The sequence below is a fragment of the Terrabacter sp. P5_B1 genome (assembly GCF_056400505.1).
This window is the reverse complement of sequence record NZ_JBFULD010000121.1, coordinates 1-11,122: the sequence shown is the minus strand read 5'-3', so window position 1 is coordinate 11,122 and position 11,122 is coordinate 1. Positions and strand designations below refer to the sequence as shown.

The following is an 11,122-nucleotide window of genomic DNA, read 5'->3' as shown; positions in this document are numbered from 1 at the left end:
GGTCCGCGACGGGGTGCAGCCGGAGGCCGAGCCGCTCCGGGTCGACGGAACGCTCCTTGACGACCCCGCCCCTCACCCACCACACGTGCGTCGTGGTCGACACCGTGACCTCGTCGAGGCCGTCGTCACCACGGAAGACAGCGGCATCCTTGCCGCGGTCGGCGAAGACCCCCGCCAGGAGCGGCGCCATGCGGACGTCCGCGCAGCCGACGGCGGCATACGTCGGCTGGGCCGGGTTGGTCAGGGGGCCGAGGAAGTTGAACGCCGTCCCGATGCCGAGGTCACGGCGCGGCACGGCTGTGTGGCGGAAGGACGGGTGGAAGGTCTGGGCGARGCAGAACGTGATGCCGGCCTCCGACGCCACCTCGACGACACGCTGGGGCGGCAGCGACAGGTCGACACCCAGGGCCTCGAGCACGTCGGCCGAGCCTGACGACGACGACGCGGCCCGGTTGCCGTGCTTGACGAGCCGGACGCCCGCAGCAGCAGCCACCATCGCGGACATCGTCGAGATGTTCACGGTGTGGGCGCGGTCGCCACCCGTACCGACGATGTCGAGACTCGGGCCAGGGACGTCGATCCGACGCGCATGGGCGAGCATCTGCTCGGCAAGGCCTCGCATCTCTTCGACGCTCTCGCCCTTGGCGCGCAGCCCGATGAGAAAGCCCGCAACCTGGGAGGGCGTCGCCTCCCCGCCCATGATCTGGGCCATGGCCCACTCGGCCGTCGGCTGGTCGAGGTCACGACCGGCGATGAGGTCGGTGAGCAGGGAGGGCCAGGTCGTCTCCGGCGCCATGCGTCAGGCCGTCGGCACGCCCGAACGCGCGAGCGTGGCGACGGCCGACGTCAGCGCGATCGGGTCGAGCGGGTGCGGGACGGCAAGGTCGGCCTGGGACCAGGCGGCGAGCCAGCTGTCCTGAGGGCGACCGGTGAGCACGATGATCGGGGGGCACTCGAAGATCTCGTTCTTCAGCTGGCGCGCCAGGCCGAGGCCGCCGACCTTGGCCGCCTCGCCGTCGAGGACGAGGATGTCGAAGCGCTCGGACTCGACCGAGCTGATCACGGCGTCAGCCGTCGCGCACTCGTGCCAGCGGACCACCTCGACGTCGCGTGCGGGCCGACGTCCGACTGCCGCGCGCACCGCGTCGCGAGTCGTGAAGTCGTCGCTGTAGAGCAGCACGCTGACCCGCGCCACCGGCCGCTGCGACCCGCTCGTCGTCGCGATGTCGGTGGGCGTGCCCTGCGCTGCGCTGTCGTTCGAGGCGGTCATGAGCCCGATGCTACCGGGCCGAGACAGGCGCACCGCACGGACCTCCCCACCCGCGAGACGGCCGCGGAGACCGCCGTGGGAAGGTGGTCTCGGACGGTCGGCAGCACGGCTGTTCAGGGTTCGTGTCGGAATGGTCACGAATCCTCTACACCCGCGCGAGAAACGGCCTTGCAGCGGGGGGTCCCTCGCGCAGCCGGACAGGAATGTGGGAATAATGTCCAACGTGGCGACAGCATCGGCAGTTCCTTCAAGCGCAGTAGCGAGCCCGGCCCATCACGGGCCGGCGACCCGCCCCAACATGGTCGCCGTGGGCACCATCGTGTGGCTCTCCAGCGAGCTCATGTTCTTCGCGGGGCTCTTCGCGATCTACTTCCAGCTCCGCTCGGTCCGCGGAGACCTCTGGGCGACGCACACCGAGAAGCTCAACCTGCCGTTCGCGAGCATCAACTGCCTCGTGCTCGTCGTCTCCTCCGTGTGGTGCCAGCTCGGAGTCTGGAAGGCCGAGCGCGGGCAGAAGGCACGCACCGGGCGGCTCTTCGACCTCAGGAGCTGGGGCATGCGTGAGTGGTACGTCCTCACCTACCTCTTCGGCGCCTTCTTCATCGCCGGCCAGGTCATGGAGTACTCCGAGCTGACCCACGAGAACATCACCCTGAGCTCCGACGCGTACGGCTCCATCTTCTACATGGCGACCGGCTTCCACGGCCTTCACGTGACCGGCGGCCTCATCGCCTTCCTGCTCATCATCGCGCGCACGTTCACGACGCGCCGCTACACCCACGCGAACGCCACTGGCGCCGTCGTGACGTCGTACTACTGGCACTTCGTCGACGTCGTGTGGATCGCGCTCTTCGCGACCATCTACCTCCTGCGCTGACCACGGTATGAGCGCGCGCCCGAACCCGAAGCACACCTCCATGGACGACAGGAACCCACAGTGAACGCCTTGGCCGCCCGACGCCGACACCCCGCCGCGATCGCGGTGCTGCTGCTGCTCGGCCTTCTCGTGACCGGTGGCGCCTACTCCTTCCTCGCCCCCAGGGATGCCAACGCCGCAGCGCCCACCGCCACGGCCGACGCCGTCGCCCAGGGCAAGGACCTCTTCATCGCCAACTGCGCCACCTGCCACGGCGTCGCGGCGCAGGGCACCAAGTCGGGTCCCTCGCTCGTCGGTGTCGGTGCAGCCTCCGTCGACTTCCAGGTCGGCACGGGCCGTATGCCGCTCGCCGGGCCGAACGTGCAGGCGCCCCAGAACAAGGTGAAGTTCGACGACACGCAGATCGCCGCCCTCGCCGCCTACGTCGCCTCCCTCGGCCCCGGCCCGGCCGTCCCCGAGGAGAAGTACACGACGGTCATCCAGCCCGGCACGCCCGAGAACAACAAGGCGATCGCCGAGGGTGGCCAGATCTTCCGCGTCAACTGCGCGATGTGCCACAACTTCGCCGGTGCTGGTGGCGCGCTGACCCGCGGCAAGTATGCCCCCGCCCTCGAGGGCACCACGCCCAAGCACATCTACGAGGCCATGGTGTCCGGCCCGCAGTCGATGCCCGTCTTCAACGACATGAACATCTCGCCCGAGGCGAAGCAGAAGGTCATCTCCTACCTCAAGGCGCAGGAGGACGCGACCAACGTCGGTGGCCTCACGCTGGGCAACCTCGGACCGGTGTCCGAGGGGCTCTTCGCGTGGGTGTTCGCCCTCGGCATCCTCATCGGCTGTGCCGTCTGGCTCGGCAAGAAGGCCGCATGACCCCGCGCGGCATCGCCTCGATCACGAACGACGACAGGACCACGACCCCATGAACGACAACGAGACCACGGACCACGGGACGAGCACGTCACTCGTCCCGGCGTCCGGCGACAGCCACGACCTGCTGCCGGCGTCGCTGATCAGGGGCGTGGACCAGTTCGAGAACCCCGGCCTGCCGCCGCACGTCCACCGTGCCGCCGACGACGACCCCGCCGCTGCCAAGCGCGCCGAGCGCCAGGTCGCGACGATGTTCGGCCTGTCGATGCTCGCGACGCTCGTGTTCCTCGTCAGCTACTTCGCCATCCCCGACGAGGCGACCTTCTTCTTCCCCGGCATCGGCATCGCCAAGACGCAGAACGTCGTGCTCGGGCTCTCGCTCGGCCTCGCGATCTTCCTCATCGGCATCGGCGCGGTGCACTGGGCCAAGACGCTCATGTCCGACGTCGAGGTGGTCGAGGAGCGTCACACCCAGGCGTCCACCCCGGAGCAGCGCGCCAAGGCGGTCGCCGCGGTTAACGAGGGTGTCGCGTCCACGCAGATCTCGCGTCGTCCTTTGATCAAGTACTCCCTCGTCGGCTCCCTCGGCCTGTTCGCGCTCCCCCTCGGCCTGCAGGTCGCCGGCTCTCTCGGCCCCGTGAACGTCGACGAGCTCAAGCACACCATCTGGGACCCGAAGGACAACGGGGGCAAGCCGATCCGGCTCATGCGTGACCCGGAGATGACGCCGATCCGCTTCGACGAGGTCACGAACGGCTCGGTCTTCCACGTCATGCCCGAGACGCTGCAGAAGTACATCGACGAGGGCAAGGGCGTCCTCGAGGCCAAGGCCAAGGCGGCGGTCATCCTGATCCGCCTCGACCCCGACCTGATCAAGGTGCAGCAGGCAAAGGACTGGGGCGTCGACGGCGTCGTCGCCTACTCCAAGATCTGCACGCACGTCGGCTGCGCAGTCGGCCTGTACGAGCAGCAGACGCACCACCTGCTGTGCCCGTGCCACCAGTCGACCTTCGACCTCACCGAGAACTGCGCCGTCATCTTCGGCCCGGCCAAGCGGCCCCTGCCGCAACTCAAGATCACCGTCGACGACGCGGGATACCTCGTCGCCCCCCAGGGCTTCAAGGAGCCCGTGGGACCGAGCTTCTGGGAGCGTGCGCGATGAGCACCATCAACGAGAGTCGCCCCGCCGACGCGCTTCGCGCCGGCGACAGGCAGGCCGACGAGCAGGCCACCGCCGCCAAGCCCCTCGGCGGTATCGCCGGGTGGATGGACGACCGCCTCGGCGGCGCCAAGGGCGTCTCCTTCCTCGCCAAGAAGGTCTTCCCCGACCACTGGTCGTTCATGCTCGGCGAGATCGCGATGTACTCGATGATCGTCTGCCTGCTGACCGGGGTCTTCCTGACGTTCTGGTTCGTCCCGAGCGCCAGCCAGGTCGTCTACGACGGCTCGTACGTCCCGCTCCAGGGCGTCACGATGTCGGACGCGTACCGCTCGACCCTCGGGATCTCCTTCGACATCCGCGGCGGTCTGCTCATCCGGCAGATCCACCACTGGGCGGCCCTGATCTTCGTCGTCTCGGTCTTCGTGCACATGGCTCGCGTCTTCTTCACCGGCGCGTTCCGCAAGCCGCGTGAGATCAACTGGGTGTTCGGGACGATCCTGTCCCTGCTCGCCTGCATCGAGGGCTTCGCCGGCTACTCCCTGCCCGACGACCTGCTGTCCGGCACGGGCATCCGCGCGATGAACGGCTTCATGCAGTCGGCCCCGGTCATCGGCTCCTACATGTCGTACTTCATCTTCGGTGGCGCCTTCCCGGGTGAAGCCATCATCCCGCGCCTCTACTCGGCGCACGTGCTGCTCATCCCGGCCATCCTCGTGGGCCTCTTCACGGCGCACATCCTGCTGGTCTTCCTGCACAAGCACACCCAGTTCCCCGGACCCGGGCGCACGAACAAGAACGTCGTCGGCTACCCGCTCATGCCGGTGTACATCGCCAAGGCCGGTGGCTTCTTCTTCATCGTGTTCGGCGTCATCGCGCTCATCTCCGCCGTCGTCTCGATCAACCCGATCTGGGCCTACGGCCCGTACGACCCCTCCCCCATCACCGCCGGCTCGCAGCCCGACTGGTACATGGGCTTTGCCGACGGTGCGCTACGCCTCCTGCCGGGCTTCCTCGAGTTCGAGGCGTTCGGCTTCACCTTCAGCATGAACATCTTCCCGGGGTCGCTCGTGCTGCTCCCGGTGATGTGGACGCTCATCGGCGTCTACCCGTTCGTCGAGTCGTGGGTGACCGGCGACAAGCGCGAGCACCACCTGCTCGACCGCCCGCGCAACGCGCCCACCCGCACCGCCATCGGCATCGCGGGCATCAGCATGTACGTCGTGCTCTTCCTCGCGGCGGGCAACGACCTCATGGCGATCAAGCTGCACCTGTCGATCAACGACATCACCCAGACCCTGCGGGTGCTGTTCTTCGTGGCCCCGCCGGTGGCGTTCTGGATCACCAAGCGGATCTGTCTCAGCCTGCAGCGCGCTGACCGTCAGAAGGTCCTGCACGGCCGTGAGACGGGCACCATCTGGCGCCACGCCGACGGTCGGTTCGAGGAGATCCACGCGCCGCTCACGCCCGACGAGCGGTGGGCCCTGGTCCAGCACGAGTCCCACGAGCCGCTTCAGCTCACCCCGGGCAAGGACGCCAACGGCGTCGACAGCCCGATCGCCCGCAAGGAGCGACTGCGCGCGAAGTTCTCGAACTTCTACTTCCGTGATCGCGTGGCTCCGGCGACCCCGTCCGAGCTCGAGGCGGCCCACCACGAGCACGAGGACCACGGCRCCGTCGTCGACGGTGGGCACGAGGCCATCGAGCAGGCTGGGGCCGGCCGCGAACGCGAGACGATCAAGGCGGACAAGCAGCGCCACTGACGTCGACCATCGGCTCCGCGACACGCAGACGAGAGGGACCTTCCGCACAGCGGGGGGTCCCTCTCGGCGTCTCCGCGGGCACGTCCCCGGCGGGACAGGCGTGACAGACTCGGCCCATGCAGCACCTGTCCGACATCGAGTTCGAGGAGGCCGTGGGTGAGGCGCTCGACACCATCCCGCCGGAGCTCGCACAGGCCATGGACAACGTCGTCGTGCTCGTCGAGCACGAGCCGCCGTCGCAGGACCCCGAAATGCTCGGGATCTACGAGGGAACCCCGCTGACCGAGCGCGACGGGTGGTGGGATGCCGGGGCCTTGCCGGACCGCATCACGATCTTCCAGGGGCCCCTGGAGCGCCTGTGCAGCACCCCGGAGGAGCTGCGTTCGGAGATCGCGATCACCGTCGTGCACGAGGTGGCACACCACTTCGGGATCGACGACGCGCACCTGCACGAGCTGGGCTGGGGGTGAGGTCGGCGGTCAGCTCGGTGCCCCTCGTCCAGACCGTTCGGTTCCCCTCGTGGCGTCTCACACTTGGGACGGTTTGTCGGGGACGCAGAAAGTGGCTCTTTACCCCGCCTCAGGTCGGGGTTAATGTCGACATACCGTACAACCGATCGGATGGAGGTGCGTCAGGATGTTCTCTCCCACACGATCGCACTGCGAGCCGCTCGGACCGTGAAGGCCCATGTCGGATCGAAGGGGAAGGCCCACAGCCTTCCCCTTCGCGCTGTCCAGGGCCCGTCGTCCCCTGCGGGTCTCGGAACTGTCTAGGAGCTGCCTCGGAGCGGCCTCGGAGCGGCCTCGGAGTCCCCACGGCTAGGGTGCTCGCATGACGACCACACCCGCGCCCATCGTCGTGACCGGCGCCGCCGGCAAAGCCGGCCGAGCCGCCGTCGCCGACCTGCTGGAGCACGGCTACCGCGTGCTCGCGACCGACCTCACACGACCCCCGGTCGGGATCGACACGGCATACCTCAGGGCTGACCTGACCGACCACGGACAGGTCGTCGACGTGCTCGACGGAGCCGACGCCGTCGTGCACCTGGCCAACATCCCGGCTCCGGGGCTGCGCCCCGCCGCGCGCACCCTCACCGAGAACACCTCGATGAACGCGCACGTCTTCCTGGCCGCCCAGACGCTGGGACTTCGCAAGGTCGTCTGGGCCTCGAGCGAGACCACGCTGGGGCTCGCCTTCAGCCCCGAGGCTCCCCCGCGTTACGCACCGGTCGACGAGGACCACTACCCGCACCCGGAGTCGACGTACGCCCTGTCCAAGGTGCTGAGCGAGACGATGGCCGAGCACGTCAGCACGTGGAGCGGCATCCCCTTCGTGGGGCTGCGCTTCTCGAACATCTTCACCCACGAGGACTACCGGCAGGTGCCGTCGTTCCAGGCGGACGCCACGAGCCGGATGTGGAACCTGTGGGGCTACATCGACGTCCGCGACGCCGCCGCCTCGTGCCGCAACGCCTTGGAGGCCGACACCACCGGGTCCGTCAACGTCATCATCGCCAATGACGACACCATCATGGAGCGACCGAGCGCGGAGCTGCTGGCCGAGGTCTTCCCGGACGTCGAGGTCCGTGGTGACCTCGCGGGTCACGAGACCCTGCTGTCGAACGCCCGCGCCCGCCAGCTCATCGGTTTCGAGCCGAGACACGGCTGGCGCCGTGGGATACCCGCCTGACCGGGACACCCAGCACCCAGCACCCCGACGGCATGACGAAGGGCCCCGGTCGTCGACCGGGGCCCTTCGTCGATTGAATCGAACGACTCAGATGGAGTACTCACCCGAGAACGACTCGAAGACCCAGAGGCACACGGCCACGATCGCGAAGGCCGCCCCGATGATGAAGAGCCACCAACCGATCGCGAGACCGGCGAACATGATGGCGCCGGCGCCGGCCAGCCACAGCGGGGTCCACGAGCTGGCGACGAAGTAGCCGTAGTTGCCCTCGGCGTCCTCGATCTCACCGCCGGCGTTGTCCTCCGGGCGCAGCGGCAGCTTCTTGCCCGTCATCCAGAGGTAGAAGCCGCTGAGCGCGAAGAGCAGGGCCGTCAGGACCAGCGCGGTGAGGCCGATCGGCTCCCCCCACTTGGACCAGAAGCCGTACATCAGCGTGACGGGGACGAAGAAGGCGAACAGGTAGAGGAAGAGCTTGGTCTCGACGCGCATCGGGATCAGTCCTCACGCTTCTCGGTGCTGGCGGTGGCCTGGTGGGACCCGGCGACGTCGGCCGGCCCCATGACCTGGACGAGGGTGCCCTGGTCGGCGACCGGTGCGTGCCCGGCAGTCGTCTCGGGGTGGTGCAGGTCGAAGGCCGGACGCTCCGAGCGGATGCGCGGCAGCGACGTGAAGTTGTGCCGCGGCGGCGGGCACGAGGTGGCCCACTCGAGCGAGGCGCCGTAGCCCCACGGGTCGTCGGACATCACCATCGGAGCCGTCCGCCACGTCTTCCACACGTTCCAGACGAACGGGATCATCGAGGCTCCGAGCAGGAACGCACCCAGGCTCGAGACGATGTTCGCGGCCTGGAAGCCCTCCTCGGGCAGGTAGTCCGCGTAGCGACGGGCCATGCCCTCGACACCCAGCCAGTGCTGGATGAGGAACGTCGTGTGGAAGCCGATGAAGAGCATCCAGAAGTGGATCTTGCCGAGCTTCTCGTCGAGCATCCGACCGGTCAGCTTGGGCCACCAGAAGTAGTACCCGGAGAACATCGCGAAGACCACGGTGCCGAAGACGGTGTAGTGGAAGTGCGCGACGACGAAGTAGCTGTCGGACAGGTGGAAGTCGAGCGCCGGGCTGGACAGGATGATGCCGGTCAGGCCGCCGAAGAGGAAGGTGACGAGGAAGCCCATGGCCCACAGCATCGGAGTCGCCATGACGACCTTGCCGCCCCACATGGTGCCGATCCAGTTGAAGAACTTCACCCCGGTCGGCACAGCGATGAGCATCGTCATCACCGCGAAGAACGGCAGGAGCACCTGTCCGGTCACGTACATGTGGTGCGCCCAGACGCTCGCAGAGAGGGCTGCGATGGCGATCGTGGCGAAGACGAGGGTCTTGTAGCCGAAGATCGGCTTGCGCGAGAAGACCGGCAGCACCTCGCTGATGATGCCGAAGAACGGCAGCGCGATGATGTAGACCTCTGGGTGGCCGAAGAACCAGAACATGTGCTGCCACAACATCGCCCCGTTGTTCTGCGGGTCGAAGATGTGCATGTCGAAGCGCCGGTCACCGCCGAGGGCGAAGAGGGCGGCGGCGAGGATCGGGAACGCCATGATCACCAGCAGCGAGGTCACGAGGACGGTCCAGGTGAACATCGGCATCCGGAACATCGTCATCCCCGGAGCGCGCAGGCAGATGATGGTCGTGATGAAGTTGACGGCGCCGAGGATCGTGCCGAAACCGGCCAGTGCGAGGCCGAAGACCCAGAGGTCACCACCGACGCCGGGCGAGTAGCTGGCGTCGGACAGCGGCGCGTAGGCGAACCAGCCGAACGCGGCCGCGCCCTGGGGCGTCACGAAGCCGGCGGACGCGATGAGCCCACCGAACAGGTAGAGCCAGTACGCGAACATGTTGAGGCGCGGGAAGGCGACATCCGGCGCCCCGATCTGCAGCGGCATCACGGCGTTCGCGAAGCCGGCGAAGAGCGGCGTCGCGAAGAGCAGCAGCATGATCGTGCCGTGCATGGTGAAGAGCTGGTTGTACTGCTCGGGGTTGTCCACGATCTGCAGGCCGGGCGACATGAGCTCGGCGCGGATGAGCAGGGCCATGACCCCGCCCAGCAGGAAGAAGATGAACGACGTGATGAAGTAGAGGTTGCCGATGACCTTGTGGTCGGTCGTCGTCACCCACTTGACGAACGTCTGCCCCTTGGCCAGGCGCGGCCGCGCGGTCGTCATGCCCGGAGCCTGGGCCTCACGGTTGAGCGTTGCGGATGTCATTGGTTGCTCCCAGAGCGGACCGGTGCGGGGATTTTCTGGATGTCGCCGGTGACCATGTGCTCACGGCTGGCGTCGACGGGGATGAGGCCCTCGTTGCCGATGGACTTGAGGCGGGCCATCTCCTGGTCGTACTCGGCCTGCGGCACGACCTTGACCATGAAGAGCATCTGCGAGTGGTAGGCGCCGCAGAGCTCGGCGCACTTGCCCTGGAACGTGCCGACCTGGGTCGGCGTGAGCTGGAACTTGTTCGTCTTGCCCGGGAGGATGTCCATCTTCATCATGAACGCCGGCACCCAGAAGCTGTGGATGACGTCGCGGGCGTTGAGGACGAACTCGACGCGCTTGTTGACCGGCAGGTACAGGACGGGCATCTGGGCTCGCTTGCCCTCGGTCCCGTCGAGCTCGGTGTGGACCCCGGTCTCGTGGACGTTGGAGTCGACATAGTTGAAGTCCCAGCTCCACTGCTTGGCGACGACGCTGACCGTCAGGTCCTGCTTCGTGCTCGTGTCGACGAGCCTGGCCTCGTCGCGCGCGGTGTAGTAGAAGAAGACGGCCACCATGAACACCGGGATGACGGTGTAGAGCATCTCCATCGGCACGTTGTAGCGCAGCTGGACAGGCAGCGTCTCGTCGCCCTTGCGCTTGCGGAAGCGGACCGCGGCGTAGAGCATCAGTCCCCACGTCACGGCACCCACGGCCAGGACGGCGATCCAGCTGTTGACCCACAGGTCGGTGACCCGCTGGCCGCTGTCGGAGACCACGGGCGGGAGGTATCCGTTGGACACCCGTCCCTGGCAGCCACTGAGGGCCACGGCCGCGAGCGCTGCGATGCCGGCGAAGCGGAGTCCCGTGCGTCGCCGCCCGGTCTCCCCTACCACCGTCGTCACCGCCGGCGACGCCGCTGGGGTGTCTTCGAGCTCAGGCACCAGGTGCACCTTTCGTTCCGTACGTGGGCGCGCAGGGCGCGCGTACAACGTGTTCACGTCAATCCGTCTGGGCAGCAGAGGCCCACGGCGCAACCCTACCGTCCCACTTGTCACGGTGTCCGCAGGGGGCGGCTAACGTTGCGGAGTGGTCAGTCACGATCCGGGCACGAACGTTGGACCCGTCCCGTCGCCGCCGTCCGGAGGTCCGCGCCGACTGCTCGACGCGGCCACCGGCCCCCTGCACCCCGCCGCCCGCGACACCCTCCGCGCCGCGGTCGAGGTGGGCTGGGCCGACCCTGCCGCCCTCCAC

11 protein-coding genes are annotated in these 11,122 nt (G+C 67.9%); 6 read left to right on the top strand and 5 right to left on the bottom strand.

Annotation, left to right across the window (positions count from 1 at the left end):
* Positions 1–796 (bottom strand): anthranilate phosphoribosyltransferase (gene trpD / locus AC1DP0_RS10630; protein WP_478084419.1); only part of this gene is annotated, 796 nt, incomplete at its 3' end.
* A gap of 3 nt (positions 797–799) precedes the next feature.
* Positions 800–1,270 (bottom strand): PleD family two-component system response regulator, encoded by a 471-nt coding sequence (locus tag AC1DP0_RS10625; protein WP_478084418.1) that lies wholly within the window; start codon positions 1,268–1,270, stop codon positions 800–802.
* 214 nt (positions 1,271–1,484) lie between these two features.
* On the opposite strand from AC1DP0_RS10625, the gene ctaE reads away from it, so the two are divergent.
* The 6 genes from ctaE (at position 1,485) to AC1DP0_RS10595 (ending at position 7,625) form a co-directional block, all read left to right on the top strand.
* Entirely contained in the window at positions 1,485–2,147 is a 663-nt protein-coding gene (ctaE, locus tag AC1DP0_RS10620; protein WP_478084416.1) for an aa3-type cytochrome oxidase subunit III, read from the top strand.
* A 60-nt stretch (positions 2,148–2,207) separates the two neighbouring features.
* The gene (gene qcrC / locus AC1DP0_RS10615) at positions 2,208–3,017 is read left to right on the top strand and encodes a cytochrome bc1 complex diheme cytochrome c subunit (RefSeq protein ID WP_478084415.1); all 810 of its coding nucleotides are present in this window, start codon (positions 2,208–2,210) and stop codon (positions 3,015–3,017) included.
* Positions 3,018–3,066: 49 nt separating this feature from the next.
* Entirely contained in the window at positions 3,067–4,176 is a 1,110-nt protein-coding gene (qcrA, locus tag AC1DP0_RS10610) for a cytochrome bc1 complex Rieske iron-sulfur subunit (RefSeq protein WP_478084413.1), read from the top strand.
* Positions 4,173–5,936 (top strand): cytochrome bc1 complex cytochrome b subunit, encoded by a 1,764-nt coding sequence (gene qcrB / locus AC1DP0_RS10605; protein WP_478084412.1) that lies wholly within the window; start codon positions 4,173–4,175, stop codon positions 5,934–5,936. Before qcrA ends, qcrB begins: the two co-directional genes overlap by 4 nt.
* Positions 5,937–6,052: 116 nt before the next feature.
* Positions 6,053–6,406, top strand: coding sequence for a metallopeptidase family protein (locus AC1DP0_RS10600; protein WP_478084410.1), 354 nt, complete (start codon positions 6,053–6,055; stop codon positions 6,404–6,406).
* A gap of 361 nt (positions 6,407–6,767) precedes the next feature.
* Positions 6,768–7,625, top strand: coding sequence for an NAD-dependent epimerase/dehydratase family protein (locus AC1DP0_RS10595; RefSeq protein ID WP_478084408.1), 858 nt, complete (start codon positions 6,768–6,770; stop codon positions 7,623–7,625).
* A gap of 87 nt (positions 7,626–7,712) precedes the next feature.
* Here the strand turns inward: AC1DP0_RS10595 and ctaF are convergent, their stop codons facing one another.
* Genes ctaF through ctaC form a run of 3 tightly spaced genes read right to left on the bottom strand, consistent with a single transcriptional unit; the run spans position 7,713 to position 10,821 of the window.
* The gene (ctaF, locus tag AC1DP0_RS10590; RefSeq protein ID WP_478084406.1) at positions 7,713–8,114 is read right to left on the bottom strand and encodes an aa3-type cytochrome oxidase subunit IV; all 402 of its coding nucleotides are present in this window, start codon (positions 8,112–8,114) and stop codon (positions 7,713–7,715) included.
* Positions 8,115–8,119: 5 nt separating this feature from the next.
* Positions 8,120–9,844: an aa3-type cytochrome oxidase subunit I gene (gene ctaD / locus AC1DP0_RS10585; protein ID WP_478084404.1), complete on the bottom strand. Its 1,725-nt coding sequence runs from the start codon at positions 9,842–9,844 to the stop codon at positions 8,120–8,122.
* Positions 9,845–9,882: 38 nt separating this feature from the next.
* Complete coding sequence (ctaC, locus tag AC1DP0_RS10580; protein ID WP_478084402.1) at positions 9,883–10,821, bottom strand: aa3-type cytochrome oxidase subunit II; 939 nt, start codon at positions 10,819–10,821, stop codon at positions 9,883–9,885.
* Positions 10,822–11,122 lie beyond the last annotated feature (301 nt).